We start from the raw sequence: 24,156 nt of genomic DNA on the forward strand, positions 1-24,156 counted from the left end.
GCGACCGTTGCGGCCAACCGGGGGCGCGCGGAGAGCGATTGCGATTATCGGTCGCCGGTTCGATAATCGCCCAATATTGACGACCCCCCGCTTGTGCATTGGCCGGCGGGCCGCTTGTATGGCCGTTGCCCCGCGAAATATTGAGAACCGGACATGAACGATCAAATGCGCAACTCCTTCACCTCGGTGGCACCGCCGATCGTCGCCTCGCCGGCCAAGCGCATCCAGGCCATGACCGGCGATCCGGATTTCATGACCTCGCTGGCCCGGGGCCTGGCGGTGGTGCAGGCCTTCCAGGAGCGCAAGCGCCATCTGACCATCGCCCAGATCAGCCACCGCACGGAAATCCCCCGCGCCGCCGTGCGCCGTTGCCTGCACACGTTGATCAAGCTCGGTTACGCCACCACCGACGGCCGCACCTACTCGCTGCTGCCCAAGGTGTTGACCCTCGGCCACGCCTATCTGTCATCGACGCCGCTGGCGGTCTCGGCCCAGCCGTACCTCGACCGCATGAGCGAGCAACTGCACGAGGCCTGCAACATGGCCACGCTGGAGGGCGACGACATCCTCTACATCGCCCGGTCGGCCACCACCCAGCGGCTGATTTCGGTGGATCTATCGGTGGGCGGGCGACTGCCGGCGTACTGCACCTCCATGGGCCGGATTCTGCTGGCGGCGCTGGACGACACGTCGCTGCGCGAATACCTCGACCACGCGGAACTGGTGGCCAAGACCAGCCGCACGCTGCACACCCCCGAAACCCTGCTCGAATGCCTGCAGGAAGTGCGGCGCCAGGGCTGGTGCATCGTCGACCAGGAACTGGAGCAGGGCCTGCGTTCGATCGCGGTGCCGGTGTACGACGCCTCGGGCCAGGTGGTGGCCGCGCTCAACGTCAGCACCCACGCGGGGCGCGTCAGCCGCACCGAGCTTGAGCAGCGCTTTCTGCCCGGCCTGCTGAGCGCCAGCCGCGACCTCAGTGCGCAATTGTTCGCCTGAGGAAGCTGTTCGATAAACGCACAGAGTTGCGTTTATCGAATTGACGCTCATTCCCCCGGATCATTAATGTCGCGGCAGCGTCATCCGGCACAGGCCTTCTCCGGCCGGCCGTTGACGCCTCTGATAATAATGACAAGAGGCAACCTCCCATGCGCACGTTTCCCGACTGTCGCCGTTCTCGCCCGTGTTGCCGGGCCTGACGCAACGCCCTGACTCCAGCCTTCTATTCTCATGACCGTGCCGCTCTTCGGCCGGCCTCCGTTCGACTGCGTTTTTTGCGTGGAATAAAAACAATGAACCAGCCTCAGTCCGCTGTGGGGCACTGCCTCGACGTGCAGTCCTTCATCAATGCCCAACCGATCTCGCGCTATCAGTGGCGGGTGGTGATCCTGTGTTTCCTGATCGTGTTCCTCGATGGCCTCGATACGGCAGCCATGGGCTTCATCGCCCCGGCCCTGTCCCAGGACTGGGGCATCGACCGCGCCAGCCTGGGTCCGGTGATGAGCGCCGCGCTGATCGGCATGGTGTTCGGCGCCTTGGGTTCGGGCCCTTTGGCCGACCGTTTCGGGCGCAAGGTCGTGCTGGTCGGGGCAGTGGCGCTGTTCGGCGCCTTCAGCCTGGCGTCGGCCTACAGCACCAACGTCGAGCAGTTGCTGGTGCTGCGCTTCCTCACCGGCCTAGGGTTGGGCGCGGGCATGCCGAACGCCACCACGCTGCTGTCCGAATACACCCCGGAGCGTAAGAAGTCGCTGCTGGTGACCAGCATGTTCTGCGGCTTCAACCTCGGCATGGCCGGCGGCGGATTCATTTCGGCCAAGCTGATTCCGGCGTTCGGCTGGCACAGCCTGCTGCTGATCGGCGGGATCCTGCCGCTGATCCTCGCGTTGGTGCTGATGGCCTGGCTGCCGGAGTCGGCGCGGTATCTGGTGGTGCGCAACCGCGGTACCGACAAGGTGCGCAAGGCCCTGGCGCCGATCGACCCCGCCCAGGTCGCCCAGGCGTCGGCCTTCAGCGTGCCGGAGCAGAAGACCGTCAAGGCGCGCAACGTGTTCGCGGTGATCTTCTCCGGCACCTACAGCACCGGCACGCTGCTGCTGTGGCTGACCTATTTCATGGGCCTGGTGATCGTGTACCTGCTGACCAGCTGGCTGCCGACCCTGATGCGCGACAGCGGCGCGAGCATGGAGCAGGCCGCGTTCATCGGCGCGCTGTTCCAGTTCGGCGGCGTGCTGAGCGCGGTGGCCGTCGGCTGGGCGATGGACCGGTTCAATCCGCACAAGGTCATCGGCACGTTCTACCTGCTGGCCGGGGTGTTCGCCTACGCGGTAGGGCAGAGCCTGGGCCATATCACGCTGCTGGCGACCCTGGTGCTGGTGGCCGGCATGTGCGTGAACGGCGCGCAATCGGCGATGCCGTCGCTGGCGGCGCGGTTCTACCCGACCCAGGGGCGGGCGACCGGGGTGTCGTGGATGCTGGGGATCGGCCGGTTCGGCGCGATTCTCGGGGCGTGGATGGGCGCCACCCTGTTGGGGCTGGGCTGGAACTTCGAGCAGGTGCTGACGGCGCTGGTGATTCCGGCGGCGCTGGCCACCACGGCGGTGCTGATCAAGGGCGTGGTCAGTCACGCGGATGCGACTTGAAACAGCACTGAATGATCCGGCTTTCGCGAGCAGGCTCGCTCCTACAGGAAAACGCATTTCTCTGTAGGAGCGAGCCTGCTCGCGATGCTTTTGGCAGTGATCGTTAGCGAGACAACAATCTGTTCGATAAACGAACACTCACTCGATTATCGGATTGTTTGGCGTTTTTCACGGGCTTAATCTTCAGTGACTCCGGCGCCGAACCTCGCGCCTTTTTATCACTGGCGATTCACTACAGAACGGGAGCCAGCTCCATGGCCGAGATCCTTTCGCTGCACGACGCGGTGAAGCAATTCGTCAACGATGGCGACACCGTCGCGCTCGAAGGCTTCACCCACCTGATTCCTACGGCGGCGGGTCATGAAATCATCCGGCAGGGCAAGAAAGACCTGACCCTGGTGCGGATGACGCCTGACTTGATCTACGACCAACTGATCGGTGCCGGTTGCGCCCGCAAGCTGATCTTTTCCTGGGGCGGCAACCCTGGCGTGGGCTCGCTGCACCGTCTGCGCGACGCGGTCGAGAAGCAATGGCCGCACGCGATCGAAATCGAAGAACACAGCCACGCCGACCTGGCCAACGCCTACGTGGCCGGCGCGTCCGGCCTGCCGTTCGCGGTGCTGCGCGCCTACGCCGGTTCCGACCTGCCGAAGGTCAACCCGCTGATCAAGAGCGTGACCTGCCCGTTCACCGGTGAGGTGCTGGCGGCGGTGCCGTCGGTGCGCCCGGACGTGACCGTGATCCACGCGCAGAAGGCCGACAGAAAGGGCAACGTGCTGCTGTGGGGGATCCTCGGGGTGCAGAAGGAAGCGGCGCTGGCGGCCAAACGCTGCATCGTCACCGTCGAGGAAATCGTCGATGACCTCAACGCACCGATGAACGCCTGCGTCCTGCCGACCTGGGCCCTGAGCGCGGTCTGCCATGTGCCGGGCGGCGCGCACCCGTCCTACGCCCACGGCTACACCGAGCGCGACAACCGTTTCTACCAGGCGTGGGATCCCATTGCCCGCGACCGTGGGACGTTTACCGCGTGGATCGACGAATACATCCATGGCTGCGCTGACTTCGGCGCGTTCCAGGCCAAGTTGGCCGCGGCTTCGGAGGCCCAGCAATGACTTACACCACTAACGAAATGATGACCGTGGCCGCGGCCCGTCGCCTGAAGAACGGCTCGGTGTGCTTCGTCGGCATCGGCCTGCCGTCGAAAGCCGCCAACCTGGCGCGCCTGACCTCGTCGCCGGACGTGGTGCTGATCTACGAATCCGGCCCGATCGGCGCCAAGCCGAGCGTGCTGCCGCTGTCCATCGGCGACGGCGAGCTGGCGGAAACCGCCGACACGGTGGTGCCCACCGGCGAGATATTCCGCTACTGGCTGCAGGGCGGGCGCATTGATGTGGGCTTCCTCGGTGCGGCCCAGGTCGACCGCTTCGGCAACATCAACACCACGGTGGTGGGCGATTACCACCAGCCGAAAGTGCGCTTGCCGGGGGCCGGCGGTGCGCCGGAAATCGCCGGCTCCGCCAAGAGCGTGCTGATCATCCTTAAACAGTCTGCGCGCTCGTTTGTCGACAAGCTCGACTTCATCACCTCGGTCGGCCACGGCGAAGGCGGCGATTCGCGCCAGCGTCTGGGGCTGCCGGGCGCCGGGCCGGTGGGCATCATCACCGACCTGTGCATCATGGAACCGGAGGCCGGCACCCACGAGTTCGTGGTGACGGCGTTGCATCCGGGCGTGACCCGCGAGCAGGTGAGCGCCGCCACCGGCTGGCCGATCCGTTTCGCCGAGCAGGTGGCCACCACCGCCGAGCCGACCGCCGTCGAGCTGACCGCCCTGCGCGACCTGGAAGCCCGCACCGCCGCGGCCCACGGCCAAGCCCCGGGAGAAGCCTGATGCGCGACGTGTATATCTGCGATGCGATCCGCACCCCCATCGGCCGGTTCGGCGGCGGCCTGTCCGCCGTGCGCGCCGACGACCTGGCCGCCGTGCCGATCAAGGCCCTGATGGAACGCAACCCGTCGGTGGACTGGACGGCCCTGGACGAGGTGTTCCTCGGCTGCGCCAACCAGGCCGGCGAAGACAACCGCAACGTGGCGCGCATGGCGCTGCTGCTGGCGGGCCTGCCGGACAGCGTGCCGGGGGTGACCCTCAACCGTCTCTGCGCCTCGGGCATGGACGCCATCGGCACCGCGTTCCGCGCCATCGCCAGCGGCGAGATGGAACTGGCCATCGCCGGCGGCGTCGAGTCGATGTCCCGTGCGCCGTTCGTGATGGGCAAGGCCGACGCGGCGTTCTCGCGCAACCTGAAACTGGAGGACACCACCATCGGCTGGCGTTTCATCAACCCGCTGATGAAGGCCCAGTACGGCGTGGACGCGATGCCGCAGACCGCCGACAACGTGGCCGACGACTATAAGGTGTCCCGCGCCGACCAGGACGCCTTCGCCCTGCGCAGCCAGCAGCGCACCGCTGCGGCCCAGGCCGCCGGTTACTTCGCCGAAGAGATCGTCGAAGTGCGGATCGCCCACAAGAAGGGCGAAACCGTGGTCAGCGAGGACGAGCATCCCCGCGCCGACACCACCCTTGAGGCCCTGGCCAAACTGAAACCGGTCAACGGCCCGGACAAGACCGTCACCGCCGGCAACGCCTCGGGTGTCAACGACGGTGCGGCGGCCCTGATCCTGGCCTCGGCCGAGGCGGTGAAGAAACACGGCCTGACCGCCCGCGCCAAGGTGCTGGGCATGGCCAGCGCCGGGGTGGCGCCGCGGGTGATGGGCATCGGCCCGGTGCCGGCGGTGCGCAAGCTCACCGAACGCCTGGGGCTGGCGGTCAGCGATTTCGATGTGATCGAACTCAACGAAGCGTTCGCCAGCCAGGGCCTGGCAGTGCTGCGCGAACTGGGGCTGGCGGACGATGCGCCGCAGGTCAACCCGAACGGCGGCGCGATCGCCCTCGGCCATCCGCTGGGCATGAGCGGCGCCCGGCTGGTGCTGACGGCGCTGCATCAGCTGGAGAAGGGCGGCGGCCGCAAAGGTCTGGCGACCATGTGCGTCGGCGTCGGCCAGGGTCTGGCCCTGGCCATCGAACGCGTCTGACCCTGCGCCCTGACGAACAAGAACCGAGGAAAGCGAAATGACTGACAAGCCTGGCTACCGCCGTCCGCAGGAAGGCACCCAGCCGCCGTACCTGCACCCGACCTATCAATCCACCAACCTGCGTGCGCCGTCCAAACCGTTGGTGTTCCTGCCGCATTCGCTGTCGGAGATCACCGGCCCGACCATCGGTGCCGAGCGGGTCGGCGACAACGATCACGACCTGACCGCGCAGCACGCCGGCGAGCCATTGGGCGAGCGGATCATCATTCACGGCCGTGTGCTGGACGAAGACGGCCTGCCGGTGCCGGGCATCCTGGTGGAAATCTGGCAGGCCAACGCCGCCGGCCGCTACAACCATGCCCGCGACCTGCACGACGCGCCGCTGGACCCGAACTTCACCGGCACCGGCCGCACCGTGACCGACGCCGACGGCCGCTACGAATTCCAGACCATCAAGCCCGGCGCCTACCCGTGGGGCAACCACCACAACGCCTGGCGCCCGGCGCACGTGCATTTCTCGCTGTTCGGGCCGAGCATCCTCACGCGCCTGGTCACCCAGATGTATTTCCCCGGCGACCCGCTGCTGGCCTACGACCCGATCTACAACTGCGTGCCGGACACGAGCGCCAAGGAACGCCTGATCGCCGCTTTCGATCTGGAAAAAACCATTCCGTCCTACGCCCTCGCTTACCGCTGGGACATCGTGCTGCGCGGCCGCGAAGCCACGCCGATGGAGAAATGAGATGACCCTGACCGCGACCACGTCCCACACCGTCGGGCCGTACTACCACATCGGCCTGACCTGGCTGAACCGTGAGCAACTCGCCGACGAACTCGCCCTGGGCGAGCGCGTGGCGATCACCGGGCAAGTCGTCGACGGCAACGGCGACACCGTCAATGACGCCATGCTCGAAGTCTGGCAGGCCAACGCCGCCGGCAAGTACGCCCACCCGGAGGACGAGCAGGACAAACCGCTGGATCCGCACTTCGAAGGTTTCGGCCGGGTGCCGGTGGACGCCGAGGGGCGCTTCCGCTTCACCACCATCAAGCCGGGCACCGTGCCGGGCCTCAAGGGCACGACCCAGGCGCCGCATCTGGTGGTGCTGGTGTTCGCCCGTGGCCTGGTCAAGCACCTGCTGACCCGGATCTACTTCGAGGGCGATCCGGCGAACGTGAACGATCCGCTGCTCGAATGCGTGCCGGCCGAACGCCGCGCGACGCTGTTGGCCAGGCCGGACGCGAGCGGCGTTCACCAGTGGAACGTGGTCCTGCAGGGCACCGAGGCCGAGACGGTGTTCTTCGACTACTGAATCCGCCGCAGCTTCTGTAGGAGCCAGCCTGTTGGCGATGGCGGTGTGTCATTCAACGGTTTGGGGCCTGATTCACCGCAATCGCCAGCAGGCTGGCTCCCACATGGGTAAGGCATGACTGATCCGTCACCGAGATTTCCCATCAGGAAACCCGGTGACGGATGTAGGTGTGGAACGGGGCTGTTACGAAGTGTGTCTAGACTTTCACCTGTCCCCTCAGAGTAAACAACAATGACAACATTGACCTCCCCTTACACGGGCGAAGAGCGCAGCAAGCGTATCTTCGCCATTGTCGGCGCATCGTCCGGCAACCTCGTCGAATGGTTCGACTTCTATGTCTACGCGTTCTGCGCGATCTATTTCGCCCCGGCGTTCTTCCCCTCCGACAACCCGACGGTGCAACTGGTCAACACGGCCGGCGTGTTCGCCGCCGGCTTCCTGATGCGGCCCATCGGCGGCTGGATCTTCGGCCGCGTGGCGGACAAGCACGGGCGCAAGAACTCGATGATGATCTCGGTGCTGATGATGTGCTTCGGCTCGCTGCTCATCGCCTGCCTGCCCACCTACAACAGCATCGGCGTCTGGGCGCCGGTGCTGCTGCTGTTCGCCCGCCTGCTGCAAGGCCTGTCGGTGGGCGGCGAGTACGGCACCACCGCCACCTACATGAGCGAAGTGGCGCTCAAGGGCCAGCGCGGGTTCTTCGCCTCGTTCCAGTACGTGACCCTGATCGGCGGGCAACTGCTGGCGGTGCTGCTGGTGGTGATCCTGCAGCAGTTCCTCAGCGAAGATGAATTGCGCGCCTACGGCTGGCGGATCCCGTTCGTGGTCGGCGCGGCGGCGGCGCTGATCTCGCTGTTCCTGCGCCGTTCTCTGAAGGAGACCACCAGCAAGGAGGGCCGCGAAAACAAAGACGCCGGCAGCATTCGCGCGTTGTTTCGCGACCACAAGGCCGCGTTCATCACCGTGCTCGGCTACACCGCCGGCGGCTCGCTGATCTTCTACACCTTCACCACGTACATGCAGAAGTACCTGGTGAACACCGCCGGCATGCACGCCAAGACCGCCAGTTACATCATGACCGGCGCGCTCTTCCTATATATGTGCATGCAGCCGCTGTTCGGCATGCTGGCGGACAGGATCGGCCGACGCAATTCGATGCTCTGGTTCGGCGCCCTCGGCACGCTGTTCACGGTGCCGATCCTGTTGAGCCTCAAAAGCGTCAGCAGCCCGTTCCTGGCCTTCGTGCTGATCACCGTGGCGCTGGCCATCGTCAGTTTCTACACCTCGATCAGCGGCCTGGTGAAGGCCGAAATGTTCCCGCCGGAGGTCCGCGCCCTCGGCGTCGGCCTGGCGTATGCGGTGGCCAATGCGATCTTCGGCGGTTCGGCCGAATACGTGGCCCTGAGCCTGAAGTCGGCGGGCTTGGAAAACTCGTTCTACTGGTACGTCACGGTGATGATGGCGGTGGCGTTCCTGTTCAGCCTGCGCCTGCCGAAACAGGCGGCATACCTGCACCACGATCTCTGAAACCCTGTGCGCGGGCCCCTGTGGCCCGTGCCGGCAAGGACTGTTTATGACGCAACGACCGGGCAATCAATTGTTCGATGCCTACTTCACCGCCCGCGACATGCGCGAGGTGTTCTGCGACCGGGGCCGGGTGCAGGCGATGCTCGACGTCGAAGCCGCGTTGGCCAGGGCCCAGGCCCGGGTGGGGGTGATTCCGGCCAGCGCGGTGCCGGCCATCGAAGCCGCGTGCCGTGCGGACCTGTACGACTTTGCGGCGTTGGGCGAGGCGATCGCCAGCGCCGGCAACTCGGCGATTCCGCTGGTCAAGGCGCTGGGCAAGCGGATCGCCGCGACGGACGCCGAGGCCGAGCGCCACGTGCACTTGGGTGCCACCAGCCAGGACGTGATGGACTCGGGGCTGGTGCTGCAACTGCGCCAGGCCCTGGCGTTGATCGAAGGCGACCTGGCGCAACTGGCCGATGCGTTGGCCACGCAAGCGCAGCGCCACGCCGCGACGCCGCTGGCCGGGCGCACCTGGCTGCAGCACGCCACGCCGGTCACGCTGGGCATGAAGATCGCTGGATGCCTCGGCGCCGTGACCCGCAGCCGTCAGCGCCTGCGTGAGCTGAAGCCGCGCCTGTTGGCGCTGCAGTTCGGCGGCGCCTCCGGCACCCTCGCGGCGCTGGGCGAGCAGGCGCTGCCGGTCGCCCGGGCGCTGGCCGAAGAACTGCAACTGGCGTTGCCCGAACAGCCCTGGCACACCCAGCGCGACCGCATCGTCGAGTTCGGCGCCGTGCTCGGGCTGATCGCCGGCAGCCTCGGCAAGCTCGGCCGCGACATCAGCCTGCTGATGCAGACCGAGGCCGCCGAAGTGTTCGAGCCGTCGGCGCCGGGCAAGGGCGGTTCCTCGACCATGCCGCATAAGCGCAACCCGGTGGGGGCGGCGGTGCTGATCGGCGCCGCGACGCGGGTGCCGGGGCTGGTCTCGACGCTGTTCAGCGCCATGCCCCAGGAGCACGAGCGCAGCCTGGGGCTGTGGCACGCCGAATGGGAAACCCTGCCGGAAATCTGCTGCCTGGTGTCCGGCGCGCTGCAACAGGCGCGGCTGCTGACGGACGGCATGGAGGTCGATGCCGAGCGCATGGGCCGCAATCTTGAGTTGACCCAAGGACTGGTGCTCGCCGAAGCGGTGAGCATCGTCCTGTCGCAGCGGGTCGGGCGCGACGCCGCCCATCATCTGCTGGAACAGTGCTGCAAACGGGCGGTGGCCGAGCGGCGCCACCTGCGCGCCGTGCTCGGCGACGAGCCGCAAATCACCGCCCGGTTGAGCGGCGCTGAACTGGATCACCTGTTGGACCCCGCCCATTACCTCGGCCAGGCGCGTGCCTGGGTCGAGCGGGCGGTGGCCGAACATCACGCGTTGTCTGTCTGAAGGAGAGGGCTGTGGCTTTCGTACCACTCGCCGATGGCGAACTGCATTACCAGATTGAAGGCCCGGTCGATGCGCCGGTGCTGGTGCTGTCCAACTCGCTGGGCACCGACCTGCACATGTGGGACGTGCAGATGCCGGCGTTCACCGGGCATTTTCGCGTGCTGCGCTTCGACACCCGCGGCCACGGCCGCTCGCTGGTGACCCCGGGCCCGTACAGCATCGAACAGTTGGGCCGCGACGTGCTGGCGCTGCTCGATGCGTTGAACATCGAGCGCGCACATTTCTGCGGGCTGTCGATGGGCGGGCTGATCGGCCAGTGGCTGGGGATCAACGCCGGCCAGCGGCTGAACAAGCTGATCGTCTGCAACACGGCGGCGAAGATCGGCGATCCGTCGGTGTGGGATCCGCGCATCGACACCGTGCTGCGCGACGGCCCGGCGGCGATGGTCGCCCTGCGCGATGCGTCCATCGCCCGTTGGTTCACCCCGGACTTTTCGGCGGCCAACCCGGCGGCCGCGAAGCAGATCACCGACATGCTCGCGGCCACATCGCCCCAGGGCTACGCGGCCAACTGCGCGGCGGTGCGCGATGCCGATTTCCGTGACCGGCTGGGCGAGATCAAGGTGCCGCTGCTGGTGATCGCCGGCAGCGACGACGCGGTGACGCCGCCGTCCGGCGGGCTTTACATCCAGGCGCGTGTGCAGGGCGCCGAGTACGCCGAGTTCCATGCCGCGCATCTTTCCAACGTCCAGGCCGGCCACGCGTTCAGCGACCGGGTGCTGGCATTCCTGAAGGCCGATTGAGGAAGACACCGTGGACGAGAAGCAACGTTACGACGACGGCATGCAGGTGCGCCGCGCGGTGCTGGGCGATGCCCACGTCGACCGCAGCCTGAACGCCCTGACCGAGTTCAACGCCGAGTTCCAGGAGATGATCACCCGTCATGCCTGGGGCGACATCTGGACCCGCCCGGGCCTGCCGCGCCACACCCGCAGCCTGATCACCATCGCCATGCTGATCGGCATGAACCGCGAAGGCGAACTCAAGCTGCACCTGCGCGCCGCCGCCAATAACGGCGTGAGCCGGGGCGAGATCAAGGAAGTGATCATGCAGAGCGCGATCTACTGCGGGATCCCGGCGGCCAACGCGACGTTCCACCTGGCCGAGTCGGTGTGGGATGAACTGGGGGTCGAATCCCGCGGTTGAGCGGCGTCTGGACTGACGCCATCGCCAGCAGGCTGGCTCCCACGGGGATCTCGGGTGGATGCGGGGATTGTGGACACAGCCTTCGGCAGAGTGAGCTCAAACCCTGGCGACCATGAACACCCGCTTGAACGGAAACAGCGTCAGCCCGTCGTCCTCCGGGGGGTAGTGCGCATGCAGCCTGAGCAGGTAGTGGTAGATGAACCGTGCCTGCTCCCCGGCGTCCAGCCCTTGCAGCACCGGCCGCAGCGCCGAGACCTTGACCCAGTCGTAGACCGGCGACTGGCCTTGCACCGCCTGCAGTTGCTCGGTTTCCCAGATGTCCAGCGAGCGGGTCAGCGGCGCCAGCAGGCGGTAGTAGCCCTCCAGCGACAGCAGCGGCCGCGCCGCCATGCGCTGGCGCAACTGCGCCGAGCCCAAGGGTTTGCCGCCGGGGCCGGCATCGTCGAGGGTGTCGAGCATCAGCCGGTACCACAGCGCGTCGCGCCAGTTCGGCAAGTGTGCCGCCAGGCAGCCGCCGGGGTTGAGATGGCCCAGCAGATGCGGCAGCAACTGTTCGTGGTCGTCGAGAAAGTGCAGCACCGCCGCCGCGAACAACAGATCCGCCGGCCGGTCGGGTCGCCAGTGCAGCAGGTCGCACTGCTGCCAGTGCGCCGTGATCGGCAGGCGCCGCGCCTCCTCAAGCATCTGCGCGGAGCTGTCGATGCCGCACAGGTACGCACGGGGCCAGCGCCTGGCGAGCAATCGGGTGGCGATGCCGGTGCCGCAGCCCAGGTCGTAGAGGCACTGGGGCTTTTTCAGCGTGATGCGGCTGAGCAGTTCGTTGACCGGTCTTTGCCGGTGCAGCGCAAACCGCTGGTAAGCCTTGGCGTCCCAGTCGGGTGTCGCGTCGAGTCGGGCGACCATGAGGGTGTCCTCCGGTGATCGGTGGTGTCTTCCGATGACAGCCTGGCTCGAACTTCAACAGATAACGGAAGCGGAAAAGGGGAGTCACCTGAGTCTGTCAGGTGCACTCACTTTACTGGATTGCGCACGCCGCACAGGGCTTTCTGACGGAAGGGAAAGCGGGGCAGGCCCGCTCCCGCAACGGATCACAGCAGGCTGATCGGGTAACTGACGATCAGGCGGTTCTCGTCGAACGCGTTGTTGCTGTAGTCCCGGCGCATGGTCGAGTTGCGCCAGCGCACGCTCAGGTCCTTGAGCGTGCCGCTCTGCACGGTGTAGCCCAGCTCCGACTCGCGGCCCCATTCCTTGCCGTCGGAGGTGGTGGCGGTGTGCACGTTGTCGCCTTTGATGTAGCGGTTCATCAGGGTCAGGCCGGGGACGCCGAGGGCGGCGAAGTTGTAGTCGTGGCGCACCTGCCAGGAACGTTCCTGGGCGTTGTCGTAGCTTGAGTTGTAGCTGTCGTTGGCCAGGGTGCCGCCGCTGGTGCCGTTGACCCGCATCCAGGCGCTGTCGCCGGTGAGCTTCTGCAGGCCGACGTAGAAGGTGCTGGCGCCGTACCTCGCCGAGAACAGGCCCGACCAGGTCTTGTTGTCGAGGTCGCCGGCCCGGGCGCTGCCGTCGTCCTTGCCGTAGAAGAAGCCGAGGTTGGCCCCCAGCGTCCAGTCGCCCAACGGCTGGCTGTGGGTCAGGTTGACGTACTGCTGGCGGTAGATGTCCTTGAGCTGGGCGTTCCACACGCCGATCTGGGTGCGCTTGCCGTTGAACGCGTATTCGCCGCCCTGGAAGTTGAAGCGGTCGGAGGTGAACGCCGGTTTGCCGGTCATCGACAGGTCGCCCATGCTGCTGTCGTCGCGGGGGCTGTTGGCGCGGAACTGACCGCCGTAGAGGGTCAGGCCGTCGATTTCCTTGGAGGTGAGTTGCCCGCCACGGAAGGTCTGCGGCAGCGAGCGGCCGTCGTCCGAGCGCAGGATCGGCAGCACCGGCATCCATTCGCCGACCTTGATCTCGGTCTGCGACAGCCGGGCCTTGAACGCGACGTTGGTGCGGCCGAAGGTGTCCGCCGGGCGGCCGTCATGGTCCAGCGGCAGCAGTTGCGTGCCGCCGGTGCCCTTGCCGCCGTCGAGCTTCACCGAGTACAGCCCCAGCACGTCGAGGCCGAAGCCGACGGTGCCCTGGGTGAAGCCGGACTTGGCGTCGAGGATGAAGTTCTGCGTCCATTCCTCGGCCTTGCCCTGGGCCTTGGTCGGGTCGGTGAAGTTGCGGTTGATGTAGAAGTTGCGCAGGTTCAGGCCGGCCTTGGCGCCTTCGATGAAACCCGGCTCTTCGGCGGCGGCGGACAGGGCCGTGCCGGCCAGGGTCAAGGCGATCAGGCCGGGAAGGGCGTAAGGCGCAGGGGTGCGTGTCATGGGCTCGGGTCTCTCTGATTGTTTTGTTGGGGATGAGGCAGGGCGCCGCCGCAACCTTGGGTTGCAGACAAAAAAACGGTCGTCATGGCGGAGGGGCGGATCAGCCCGAGCGGGGAGGGCGCGTGGTCATGGGGATGAACCTGTTTTTATTGGTTTTGTCGGTGCGGGCAATGGTGAAGGGGATCGGCGCGGGGATTCAATCGGGGTGAACCGGGTTGTGGGCGATTATCGAACGCAAATCGGCGGTGGTTGCCTCTGCCCCACGGGCGCCATTCCCAATCAAATCCCGTACTTATATTGCTTGTTTGCTGATTGTTTTTTTGCCGCTGAATTAATGGCGGAGTTTGAACTGTTTATTTCTTTGGTAGTAGGAAAGTTCTTACAGTAAATATGGCAATTAAAGGTGCCTGGATAATCGCCGGATAAACTTAATATTTGGTGTTGTCGCTTATCGTGAAAAGATTTAATGATATCCGTGCTTGTAACTGGCAAAGGAAAGCGGCGTTGCTATATTCAGGATTCCCGGAGGGGACAGGGAGTTTAATGTTTCGCCCGGGATGTTTCTTTATTGATGACAAGGAGAGAAAGCATGTCTGCAAAAGTGAATCAGGAACGTCTCGCGACAGTGGTGGGTCGTGCCCTTATTGATAAGGAGTTTGCGGAACAGTTGCATAAGGACGCCGAAGGCGCCGCCAAGAGGATCGGCGTGCACTTGAGTGCCACCGAACTCACGGCGGTGAAAAACATCGACTCCGCCAAACTGGTCAGCGCAGGGGCGGGCATTCGCGACAAGCTGGGCACTGCCGCGATCTTTGACCAGCAACAGCAGGTCCAGGCGCGGATGGACTGACGCCCGGGGGCCGTTTGGCGCGCTCCGGAGCGGCGATCCGGTTCCGAAGCACGCCAAACGGCCTGATCGAAAGCGCTTGGACAAGGAGTGAGCCGCTCATGCCTGTCACCTTGGTTCCCATGGACGATGCGGATTTTACGGTGTTCACCGAACGGGCGGTGGAGGAGTACGCCCAGGGCATGGCCGCTTCGGGAGAGTGGAGCGAGCAAGAGGCGCCGCAGCGCTCCAGCGCGGCGTTCACGCAGCTGCTTGAACACGGGCGGCAGACCGCCGGCCACCGGCTCTGGGTGATCAAGGACGGGGAACGGCGCATCGGCGAACTGTGGATCGCCCAGCGGCATGTCGGTACCCGGTCGATCGCCTTCATCCTGGATGTCTACATCGAGCCCGGCGAGCGCCGCCAAGGCTATGCCCGGCAATCGATGCTGGCCGCCGAGGACTGGGCGCGCCAGCACGGGTGCGAAGAAATGCGCCTGCACGTGTTCGGCCGCAACGCGCCGGCCCGTCGCCTTTATGAACAATTGGGGTATGACATCGCCAGCCTGAGCATGGCGAAGCCATTGCCGCCTGCCTGAAAAGGATGGTTGAACATGGATATTGCACACCACGGCCAACTTGATGCGGCTGTCGATGAACTGTTCAAGGGCACTACCTTTCTTCCGGATACCGATATGTCCCGGTTTGAAACATTGCTCGAATATGTCAGCCGGAACCGCTTCACGACGTTCACTGTTTTATATGCTGAGCTATACAAGTTGTTTGCCGAGGTGGCGCGCTTATCGGACTTCTTTGATCAGGCGGTCGAACTTATCGTCCTGCCGAAACGTGAACAGTATCCGATCGTCAATGATCCGGTGTTTCAGATCTGGGTCGGCCAGGCTTTCCGTGACACCAACCATATCCTGACCGGGAAGGTCGAAGGCACGGCGGAACTTGAAAAGACCGTGTCCGGGTTCGCCGACATGTTGAGCCGGGTCAAGGCCCGGCAGGCCTCTGGCGTTTTTCCGGAGGATCCGCCGGTGTACCGGTTCGATGCCGACCCGTTGATCATGCAGGCCACGCCGCCCAGCTACGAGTTCCCGGAAGACGATGCGGCCCGCAAGCGTCTGGAGCGCGGCGTGTTTTCCAGCCGGTTCTTTGCCGACGTGGTGAAGATCGCCCTGCTGCGGATCGAACACACCTGGCCGGACTGCCGGGAACAGATCAGGCACCTGATCAAATCCATCTGCTTCCTGCCCGACGGCACTTTCCGCAGTTGCTCGGCCTCGCGCTACACCGGGGTGGTCCTGCTGGCGAGCCGGGACGAGTCGATCCTCGACCTGGAGGAATCGCTGGTGCACGAGGCCACCCATCAGTTGCTCTACCACGTCGTCGAAGTGGCCCCGGTGGTCGAGCCGCAGACTTCGCAGGAGGCCACGTTCAGCCTGCCGTGGTCGGGGCAGAAGCGCGACCTGTACGGCTACTTCCATGCGTTCTACGTGTACATCGCGCTGGTCAAGTACATGGAGCGGGTGCGTTCGCGCTCCGCCGAGGAACTCAAGCGTGCGCAGAACCGTATGCTGTTCATCGTGCGCGGGCTGATCCGGGCCTTGCCGGACCTGGAAGGCAGCCCCGACTTCACCCGCCACGGGCGCCAGTTGCTGGACAACCTGGCGGCGGAGGTGCGGGCCATGGAAAGCCGCCACGCCGGCCTGCTCGCCATCACCGACCCGTTGTCCGCCGCACTGCCGGTGCTGGGCGCCACCGCTTGACGCCAGGGAGGCGACCATGACGCTATTCGATGCTTCGCGGTTTCCCGAGGCAGGGGTGGGGCTGGAGTACCACTTGCCCAAGCGGCCGGATCCGGATCACGGCCTCGACCCGGTGCTTGAGCGGATCCTCGCCGAAGGGCTGCCGCATTTCGATTACCTGGAGTTCCAGCCGACCCACAGCATCCTGCAGCCGCGCCTGCTCGACGTCGGGGCGCAGACGCCGAGCCTGCTGCATTCCTCCAGCCTGTCGTTGGGCAGTGTGGGGATCGCGATGGACCGTGAGTTCCTGCGCATGACCCGGCGCCTGTGCGACGCGACCCGCTCGCCGTGGCTGGCCGAGCACATCTCCTGGTCGCGCTTCCATGGCGGCGACACCCAGCATTTCATCCTGCCGACCCTGGCCAAGGAGGTGGCCGACACCGTGGTGGCCAACGCCCTTGAGCTGCAGGCGCTGACCGCCACGCCGCTGGTGCTGGAGAACGCGCCGCGCCTGTTCGCGCTGGCCGACGCGGCGGAGCAGTCTGAGGGCGAGTTCATTTCGGGCGTGGTGGCGCGCAGCGGTGCGGGGTTCCTGCTGGATCTGGACAGCGCCCTGGCCACCGCCCGGGCCCAGGGCTACGACTTCAAGGATTACCTGCGTTCGCTGCCGCTGGACCGGTTGATCGAGATCCACACCGGCCATCCGAGACGGGACTGGGATCTGCTCAAGGAGCTGTTTGCGCGGTCTCCGGTCAGGGCGGTGACCCTGGAGTGGGACATCGACGACAAGGCCGGCGACGCGCAACTGGAGACACTGGTGCGCGACCTCAAGCGACTCAAGCCCAAGACGCTGTTCTGGCAGGGGCGGGAGCGGCCGGCCGAACCGCCGGCGCCGGCCCCGGAGCCCGGGGATCTGCTCAAGCTGCGCGACAGCGTGTGGTTCAGCGTCGGCGCGTCGACGTTCGTCGTGCATGACCGGCGCACCGGCCTGAGCCTGGAGTTCTGCCTGACCCTGCTGCCGCTGCTGAACCATTTCATGACCCCGCGGACGCTGGAGAGCGCCCTGATGCTGCCGGGCGTGCTGCGCAGCCCGGCGCAGGACAACAGCCTGGCGTTCCTCGGCGCCCTGGTCAGCCAGGGCATCGTGCAGCCGGTGGGGCGCCTGGCGGAGTCGGGGCGCAGGCAGGCGCACCGGCTGTGGTCGCGCTGGGAAGCGGCGTTGGAGTTCTACCTGAGCACCCGCACGGGGTTGCAGACGCCCTACGTCAGCGTCGTCGAGCTGGAGGCCGAGCTGGAGCAGAAAGCCTCGCAGCAACGCCAGCCCTCGTCCTTCAAGGACTATCACTCGCACCCGTTCATCGCCCTGGAGAACCCGCTGCTGGCGCCCGGCGAGGCCATCGCCGACGCCACGCTGCTGGATTCGCTGTGCGCCCGGCGCACGGCCCGGGCCTTCGGCGGCGCACCGCTGACGCCGACGCAATTGTCCCTGTTGCTCTATTACACCTGGGGCATGACGGCGATGGAGCCCAACGGCATGGGCGATTTCTTCCTGAAGAAGACCTCGCCTTCCGGCGGTTCGCTGCAAGTCACCGAGGTGTACGCGGTGCTGATGAACGTGCAGGGGTTCGAACGGGGGCTTTATCACTATTCGGTGCGCCGCCACGGGCTGGAGCTGATTTCGCGGGAGGATCCGCGGGCCTGGATCAGCGAAGCCTGCGGCGGGCAGCCCTGGGTGAAGGACGCGGCGGCGGTGTTCGTGTCCACCGCAAGGGTCGAGCGGCTGGCCTGGAAGTACGAGTTCAGCCGGGCGCTCAGGGTGGCGATGATGGACGCCGGGCACCTGAGCCAGACCTTCTCCCTGGTGGCCACGGCCCTGAACCTGGGCTGCTTCACCACCGCCGCGCTGCGCGACGAGATGTTCGAGAACCGCCTGGGGCTCGACTATCTGGAAGAGCCGGTGTTCCTGCTCAACGGCGTGGGCGGCTGAACAAGGCCCGGACAGCAAAAAGCCCACCGTTCGGTGGGCTTTTCGTTCATCGCGGCGCGGTCAGAACAGCTTCATCTTCGGCGCTTCTTCCTTGAGCGGCTCGTTCTGCGCGGTCTGCGCATTCCAGCCGCCGCCCAGGGCCTTGTACAGGTTGACCGCACTGGTCAACTGCGCGAGGCGGTCGGTGATCAGCGCCTGTTGCGCGCTGAACAGCTGACGCTGGGCGTCGAGGAAGGTCAGGTTGCTGTCGACGCCGATGCGGTAGCGACGCTCGGCCAGGCGGTAGTAGTCCTGGTTGGCGGCGACGAAGTCACGCTGGGCCTGCAGCTGCTCGGTGTAGGTCTGGCGGGCGGCCAGGCCGTCGGCGACTTCCTGGAAGGCCGTCTGGATGGACTTCTCGTAGTTCGCCACGCCGATGTCCTTCTGGATCTTGGCGGCGTCGAGGCTGGCGCGCAGGCTGCCGGCGTTGAAGATCGGCAGGTTGATCTGCGGCTGGAACAGCCAGGTGCCCGAGCCGCCCTTGAACAGGCCGGACAGGTCCGGGCTCAGCGTGCCCGCGTTGGCGGTCAGGCTGATGCTCGGGAAGAACGCCGCTCGGGCCGCGCCGATGTTGGCGTTGGCCGCCTTCAGGTTGTACTCGGCCTGAAGGATGTCCGGACGGCGTTGCAGCAAGTCCGACGGCAGGCCGGCCGGCACGTCGCTGAGCAGGTCATCGGACAGCGGCCGGGCCGCTTGCAGGTTGGCCGGGATGCCGGTGCCGAGCAGCAGGGTCAGGCTGTTTTCGTCCTGGGCCACCTGGCGGGTGTAGCGGGCCAGTTGCGCACGGGCGTTTTCCACCGAGGTGCGCGACTGGGCCAGGTCCAGCGCCGAGGCCACGCCGACCTCGTTGCTGCGGCTGGTCAGCTTGTAGCTTTCCTCGAAGGCGGCGAGCGTCTCCTGGGTCAGCTTGAGCAGTTCCTTGTCGGCCTGCCAGGTCAGGTAAGCGTTGGCCACGCTGGCCACCAGGCTGATCTGGGTGCTGCGGCGCGCCTCTTCGGTGGCGAAGTACTGCTGCAGCGCCTGTTCGCTCAGGCTGCGCACCCGGCCGAACAGGTCGAGTTCGTAGGCGCTGATGCCGACGGTGGCCGAGTAGGAACTGTTGATGGACGCTTCGCCGGTCTGCGAGGCCCGGGCCGGGACGCGCTGGCGGCTGCCGCTGGCGTTGGCCGAGACCGCCGGGAACAGGTCGGCGCGCTGGATGCGGTACTGGGCCGCATAGGCGTCGATGTTCAGCGCCGCGACGCGCAGGTCGCGGTTGTTCTCCAGCGAGACCTGGATCAGCTGCTGCAGGGCCGGGTCATGGAAAAACTGCTTCCAGCCCTGCTCGGCGGCGGCCTGCGCCGGCGCCTGGGCCGGCGAATATGCCGGGCCCTGCGGGTACTGGCCGGCAATCGGCGCTTCGGGTTGCTGATAGTCCGGTATCAGCGAGCAACCGCTCAGCACGAAGGCGGCGACTGCGATGGAGAGTAGCGACTTGCTCATTGGCCAGCCTCTTTAGGGGTTTCTGTGGCGTCGTCCTTGCCGGCGTTTTTGCGCTGGCCCATGGACGACACGGTGACGAAGAACAGCGGTACCCAGAAGATCGCCAGGATCGTTGCGGTGAGCATACCGCCGATCACGCCGGTACCGATCGCATGTTGACTGCCGGAGCCGGCGCCGGTGGAGATCGCCAGCGGCACCACGCCGAGCACGAAGGCCAGCGACGTCATGATGATCGGCCGCAGACGCATGCGGCAGGCCTCGATGGCCGCGTCGCGCAGACTGCGCCCTTGCTCGTGCAGCTCCTTGGCGAACTCGACGATCAGAATGGCGTTTTTAGCCGCAAGACCGATGGTCGTCAACAGACCCACCTGGAAGTACACGTCGTTGGACAGACCGCGCAGGCTGGTGGCCATCAGCGCACCGATGATCCCCAGCGGCACCACGAGCATCACGGCGATCGGGATCGACCAGCTCTCGTAGAGCGCCGCCAGGCACAGGAACACCATCAGCAGCGACAGGGCGTACAGCGCCGGCGCCTGGGAACCCGACAGGCGTTCCTCGTACGACAGGCCGGTCCAGGAAATGCCCACGCCGGCCGGCAGTTTCTTGGCGATGGCTTCGACTTCGGCCATCGCTTCACCGGTGGAGTAGCCCGGCGCCGGGGCACCGAGGACTTCGATCGCTTCCACGCCGTTGTAGCGCGCCAGCTTCGGCGAGCCGTAGATCCACTGGCCCTTGGCGAACGCGGAGAACGGAACCATGGTGCCGGCGGCGTTGCGCACGTACCACTTCTTCAGGTCTTCGGGGTTCATGCGCGAGTCGGGACGACCCTGCACGTACACCTTCTTCACCCGGCCGCGGTCGATGAAGTCGTTGACGTAGCTACTGCCCAACGCGATCGACAGGGTGTTGTTGATGTCGGCGATGGTGATGCCCAGCGCGCTGGCCTTCTCGTCGTCGATCTCCAACTGGAACTGCGGCTCGTCGTTCAGGCCGTTCGGACGCACCTGGGTCAGCACCTTGCTCTGCGCCGCCATGCCGAGGAACTGGTTGCGCGCTTCCATCAGTTTTTCGTGGCCGATGCCGGCGCGGTCCTGCAGGAACACGTCGAAACCGGTGGCGTTGCCCAGCTCCAGCACCGCCGGCGGGGCGAAGGCGAACACCATCGCATCGCGGAAGGTGAAGAAGTGCTGCTGGGCGCGGGCGGCGAGCTTGAACACGCTGTTGTCGGCGTTACGCTCGTGCCACGGCTTGAGCATGATGAACGCCATGCCCGAGCTCTGGCCACGGCCGGCGAAGTTGAAGCCGGTCACGGTGAACACCGACGCCACGGCGTCGCCTTCGCCGCCGTCCTTGCTCGGACGCAGCAGGAACTCACGCATTTCGTCCACCACCACTTGGGTGCGCTGGGCGGTCGAGCCGGCCGGGGTCTGCACCTGGGCGAACAGGACGCCCTGGTCTTCTTCCGGCAGGAACGCGGTCGGGATGCGCGAGAACAGCCAGATCATGCCGACCACGATCAGCAGGTACGCCAGCAGGTACGGCGCCTTGCGCTGCAGGATGTTGCCGACGCCGCGCTCGTAGCTGCGCACGCCGCGGTCGAAGTTGCGGTTGAACCAGCCGAAGAAGCCTTTCTTCGGCGCGCCGTGCTCGCCGTGCGGAATCGCCTTGAGCATGGTGGCGCAGAGCGCCGGGGTGAAGATCAGGGCGACCATCACCGACAGGGCCATGGCCGACACGATGGTGATCGAGAACTGCTTGTAGATCACACCGGTGGAGCCGCTGAAGAACGCCATCGGCAGCAGTACCGCCGACAGCACCAGGGCGATGCCGACCAGGGCGCCCTGGATCTGGCCCATGGACTTCTTGGTCGCTTCCTTCGGTGACAGGCCTTCTTCGCTCATCACCCGCTCGACGTTCTCCACCACGACGATGGCGTCGTCCACCAGCAAGCCGATGGCCAGCACCATGCCGAACATGGTCAGGGTGTTGATGCTGAAGCCGGCGGCGGCGAGGATGCCGAACGTGCCGAGCAGCACCACCGGCACGGTCATCGTGGTGATGACGGTGGCGCGGAAGTTCTGCAGGAACAGGAACATCACCAGGAACACCAGCACGATCGCCTCGACCAGGGTTTCAACCACACCCTTGATCGATTCGGTCACCACCGGGGTGGTGTCGTACGGGAACACCACTTCCATGCCTTGCGGGAAGAACGGCTTGAGGTCGTCGATCGTCTTGCGCAGCGCCTTGGCGGTGTCCAGGGCGTTGGCGCCGTTGGCCAGTTTGACCGCAAGGCCGGAGGCCGGGCTGCCGTTGAACTGGGCGCTGATCGAGTAGTTCTCGCCGCCCAGGCCGACGTCGGCGACGTCCTTGAGGCGAACCTGGGAGCCGTCCTTGTTGACCTTGAGCAGGATTTCCTTGAACTGCTCGGCGGTCTGCAGACGGGTCTTGCCGATGATCGTGGCGTTCAGTTGCTGGCCTTGCACGGCCGGCAGGCCGCCCAACTGACCGGACGACACCTGGACGTTCTGCGCCGCGATGGCGGTCTTCACGTCGACCGGGGTCAGGTTGAAGTTGTTCAGCTTGGCCGGGTCGAGCCAGATGCGCATCGCGTACTGGGCGCCGAAGACCTGGAAGTCACCTACGCCGGCGGTCCGCGAGATCGGATCCTGCATGTTCGACACGATGTAGTTGGACAGGTCGTCCTTGGTCATGCTGCCGTCGCGCGACACCACACCGATCACCAGCAGGAAGTTCTTCACGGCCTTGGTGACGCGGATGCCCTGTTGCTGCACTTCCTGCGGCAACAGCGGGGTGGCCAGGTTCAGCTTGTTCTGGACCTGCACCTGCGCGGTGTCGGAGTTGGTGCCTTGCTCGAAGGTCGCGGTGATGGTCATGCTGCCGTCGGAGTTACTTTCCGACGACACGTAACGCAGGTTGTCGATGCCGTTGAGCTGCTGCTCGATCACCTGCACCACGGTGTCCTGCACGGTCTGCGCGGACGCGCCCGGGTAGGTCACCTGGATCGCGATGGCGGGCGGCGCGATGCTCGGGTACTGGTTGATCGGCAGCTTGAGGATCGAAAGGGCGCCGACCAGCATGATCACCAGGGCGATCACCCAGGCGAAGATCGGGCGGTCGATAAAGAATCTTGACATGGATTACTCCCCTTTGCCGCCGGCGGCCTTGTCGGCTGCCTGAGCGGGGGCCGGGTTCTTCGCGCCGACGTTGGTCGCTTCGGTCGGGTTGACCACCGCGCCCGGACGCACGAACTGCAGGCCTTCGGTGATCAGGCGGTCGCCGGCCTTCAGGCCGTCTTCGACCAGCCACTGGCTGCCGACGGTGCGGCTGGCCTTGAGCTGGCGCAGCTCGACCTTGTTGTCGGCGCCGACGACCAGTGCGGTCGGGGTGCCTTTGAGGTCGCGGGTCACGCCTTGCTGCGGCGCGAGGATCGCGGCGCTGTTCACGCCGGCCTGCAACTGGGCGTGGACGAACATGCCTGGCAGCAGGGTGTGTTCCGGGTTCGGGAACACGGCGCGCAGGGTCACCGAACCGGTGGTCTGGTCCACCGACACTTCGGAGAATTCCAGCTTACCGTCGAGCTTGTACTGGCTGCCGTCTTCCAGGGTCAGCTTGACCGCAGCGGCGTTGTCGCCGGCCTTCTGCAGGCGACCGCTTTCCAGTTCGCGGCGCAGTTCCAGCAGTTCGACGGAAGACTGCGTCACATCGACGTAGATCGGATCCAACTGCTGGATCGTCGCCATCGCGTCGGCCTGGGCGTTGCTCACCAGCGCACCTTCGGTCACCGAAGAGCGGCCGATGCGGCCGGAGATCGGCGCGTAGACCTTGGTGTAGCGCACGTTGATCTGCGCGCTCTGCAGGGCGGCTTCCGATTGCAGGCGGTTGGCCACGGCGGTGTCGTATTCCTGGCGGCTGACGGCTTGCTCGTCGACCAGTTGCTTGTAGCGGTCGGAGATCGACTTGGTCGAACGCAGGTTGGCTTCGGCGCTTTTCAGGGTCGCCTCATAGACCGACGGATCGATCTGGTACAGCTGCTGGCCGGCCTTGACGTCGCCGCCTTCCTTGAACAGACGCTTGAGGATGATGCCGTTGACCTGCGGGCGGACCTCGGCGATGCGGAACGCACTGGTGCGCCCCGGCAGTTCCGAGGTCAGGGTGAAGGTCTGGGGTTGCAGGGTGACGACGCCGACCTGAGGAGGTGGGGCGGCGGGCGCCGCCTCTTCCTTTTTGCATCCGCTGAGCAGCGATGCCAGGGCGACGGCAGTGACCAGAGCGGTAACAGCTGGCTTGAATTGCATGAAGATCCTCGGGTCAGGCGCGCAAAAAGCGCACAAGAAAGGTGGAAGGGTAAAAAAGGGATGCCGGGTGGATAAGTAGCTTGCTAAGGAATATACTTACGTTCATGGTTGTTTGTAAACACCTTGACTGCGTACCCACCCTGTTACAAAAGTCGTCGCAAGGTTCGAAATTGTAGGCCGGGGCAGTCGATCCACGAGAGATCACCCCCTTTTTA

The 24,156-nt window shown here is 65.7% G+C and carries 21 protein-coding genes; 16 read left to right on the top strand and 5 right to left on the bottom strand.

The window, feature by feature from the left end; translation table 11 throughout:
- Positions 1–153 precede the first annotated feature (153 nt).
- The 11 genes from pcaR to pcaC all read left to right on the top strand — a co-directional run bounded on the left by pcaR (position 154) and on the right by pcaC (position 11,183).
- The gene (gene pcaR / locus CAG41_RS07775) at positions 154–996 is read left to right on the top strand and encodes a pca regulon transcriptional regulator PcaR (RefSeq protein WP_085581679.1); all 843 of its coding nucleotides are present in this window, start codon (positions 154–156) and stop codon (positions 994–996) included.
- A gap of 293 nt (positions 997–1,289) precedes the next feature.
- The gene (locus CAG41_RS07780; RefSeq protein ID WP_085581681.1) at positions 1,290–2,636 is read left to right on the top strand and encodes an MFS transporter; all 1,347 of its coding nucleotides are present in this window, start codon (positions 1,290–1,292) and stop codon (positions 2,634–2,636) included.
- Between the two features lie 254 nt (positions 2,637–2,890).
- Positions 2,891–3,751 (top strand): CoA transferase subunit A, encoded by an 861-nt coding sequence (locus tag CAG41_RS07785; protein ID WP_085581683.1) that lies wholly within the window; start codon positions 2,891–2,893, stop codon positions 3,749–3,751.
- A complete protein-coding gene (locus CAG41_RS07790; protein WP_085581685.1) occupies positions 3,748–4,527 on the top strand; it encodes a CoA-transferase subunit beta in 780 nt (259 codons plus the stop codon). Before CAG41_RS07785 ends, CAG41_RS07790 begins: the two co-directional genes overlap by 4 nt.
- Entirely contained in the window at positions 4,524–5,729 is a 1,206-nt protein-coding gene (gene pcaF / locus CAG41_RS07795) for a 3-oxoadipyl-CoA thiolase (RefSeq protein WP_170930273.1), read from the top strand. Before CAG41_RS07790 ends, pcaF begins: the two co-directional genes overlap by 4 nt.
- Positions 5,730–5,766: 37 nt before the next feature.
- Positions 5,767–6,471, top strand: coding sequence for a protocatechuate 3,4-dioxygenase subunit beta (gene pcaH / locus CAG41_RS07800; protein ID WP_085706827.1), 705 nt, complete (start codon positions 5,767–5,769; stop codon positions 6,469–6,471).
- Between the two features lies 1 nt (position 6,472).
- Positions 6,473–7,039: a protocatechuate 3,4-dioxygenase subunit alpha gene (pcaG, locus tag CAG41_RS07805; RefSeq protein WP_085581692.1), complete on the top strand. Its 567-nt coding sequence runs from the start codon at positions 6,473–6,475 to the stop codon at positions 7,037–7,039.
- A gap of 231 nt (positions 7,040–7,270) precedes the next feature.
- A complete protein-coding gene (locus tag CAG41_RS07810) occupies positions 7,271–8,566 on the top strand; it encodes an MFS family transporter (protein WP_085581694.1) in 1,296 nt (431 codons plus the stop codon).
- A 46-nt stretch (positions 8,567–8,612) separates the two neighbouring features.
- On the top strand, positions 8,613–9,977 hold the full coding sequence (locus CAG41_RS07815; protein WP_085632178.1) for a 3-carboxy-cis,cis-muconate cycloisomerase: 1,365 nt from the start codon (positions 8,613–8,615) through the stop codon (positions 9,975–9,977).
- Positions 9,978–9,988: 11 nt separating this feature from the next.
- The gene (gene pcaD, locus CAG41_RS07820) at positions 9,989–10,780 is read left to right on the top strand and encodes a 3-oxoadipate enol-lactonase (protein ID WP_085581698.1); all 792 of its coding nucleotides are present in this window, start codon (positions 9,989–9,991) and stop codon (positions 10,778–10,780) included.
- A gap of 10 nt (positions 10,781–10,790) precedes the next feature.
- Positions 10,791–11,183: a 4-carboxymuconolactone decarboxylase gene (gene pcaC / locus CAG41_RS07825; protein WP_085581700.1), complete on the top strand. Its 393-nt coding sequence runs from the start codon at positions 10,791–10,793 to the stop codon at positions 11,181–11,183.
- A 96-nt stretch (positions 11,184–11,279) separates the two neighbouring features.
- Here pcaC and CAG41_RS07830 read toward each other — a convergent pair whose 3' ends face one another.
- Both CAG41_RS07830 and CAG41_RS07835 read right to left on the bottom strand, forming a co-directional pair.
- Entirely contained in the window at positions 11,280–12,086 is an 807-nt protein-coding gene (locus CAG41_RS07830; protein WP_085581703.1) for a methyltransferase domain-containing protein, read from the bottom strand.
- Positions 12,087–12,271: 185 nt separating this feature from the next.
- On the bottom strand, positions 12,272–13,531 hold the full coding sequence (locus CAG41_RS07835) for an OprD family porin (RefSeq protein WP_085632182.1): 1,260 nt from the start codon (positions 13,529–13,531) through the stop codon (positions 12,272–12,274).
- Here CAG41_RS07835 and CAG41_RS28220 point away from each other — a divergent pair.
- From CAG41_RS28220 to CAG41_RS07855, 5 genes are all read left to right on the top strand, one after another.
- Positions 13,530–13,919 (top strand): hypothetical protein, encoded by a 390-nt coding sequence (locus tag CAG41_RS28220; protein ID WP_139834219.1) that lies wholly within the window; start codon positions 13,530–13,532, stop codon positions 13,917–13,919. The genes CAG41_RS07835 and CAG41_RS28220 overlap by 2 nt on opposite strands.
- A 201-nt stretch (positions 13,920–14,120) precedes the next feature.
- Complete coding sequence (locus CAG41_RS07840) at positions 14,121–14,381, top strand: Os1348 family RiPP precursor (protein ID WP_085581707.1); 261 nt, start codon at positions 14,121–14,123, stop codon at positions 14,379–14,381.
- Between the two features lie 98 nt (positions 14,382–14,479).
- Positions 14,480–14,956 (top strand): GNAT family N-acetyltransferase, encoded by a 477-nt coding sequence (locus CAG41_RS07845; RefSeq protein ID WP_085581709.1) that lies wholly within the window; start codon positions 14,480–14,482, stop codon positions 14,954–14,956.
- Positions 14,957–15,148: 192 nt separating this feature from the next.
- On the top strand, positions 15,149–16,132 hold the full coding sequence (locus CAG41_RS07850) for an HEXXH motif-containing putative peptide modification protein (protein WP_256582534.1): 984 nt from the start codon (positions 15,149–15,151) through the stop codon (positions 16,130–16,132).
- Between the two features lie 16 nt (positions 16,133–16,148).
- Positions 16,149–18,098: a DUF692 family multinuclear iron-containing protein gene (locus tag CAG41_RS07855; RefSeq protein WP_085637289.1), complete on the top strand. Its 1,950-nt coding sequence runs from the start codon at positions 16,149–16,151 to the stop codon at positions 18,096–18,098.
- 60 nt (positions 18,099–18,158) lie between these two features.
- On the opposite strand, the gene emhC is transcribed toward CAG41_RS07855, so the two are convergent.
- From emhC to emhA, 3 genes are read right to left on the bottom strand one after another with little or no spacing between them, the layout of a single operon-like run.
- On the bottom strand, positions 18,159–19,619 hold the full coding sequence (gene emhC / locus CAG41_RS07860; protein WP_085581715.1) for an efflux RND transporter outer membrane subunit EmhC: 1,461 nt from the start codon (positions 19,617–19,619) through the stop codon (positions 18,159–18,161).
- Positions 19,616–22,780 (bottom strand): efflux RND transporter permease subunit EmhB, encoded by a 3,165-nt coding sequence (gene emhB / locus CAG41_RS07865; RefSeq protein ID WP_085581717.1) that lies wholly within the window; start codon positions 22,778–22,780, stop codon positions 19,616–19,618. Before emhB ends, emhC begins: the two co-directional genes overlap by 4 nt.
- Before the next feature lie 3 nt (positions 22,781–22,783).
- A complete protein-coding gene (emhA, locus tag CAG41_RS07870) occupies positions 22,784–23,941 on the bottom strand; it encodes an efflux RND transporter periplasmic adaptor subunit EmhA (RefSeq protein ID WP_085581719.1) in 1,158 nt (385 codons plus the stop codon).
- Between the last annotated feature and the right edge of the window lie 215 nt (positions 23,942–24,156).

It is taken from the genome of Pseudomonas sp. B35(2017) (genome assembly GCF_002113645.1).
GTDB lineage: Bacteria > Pseudomonadota > Gammaproteobacteria > Pseudomonadales > Pseudomonadaceae > Aquipseudomonas > Aquipseudomonas ekonensis.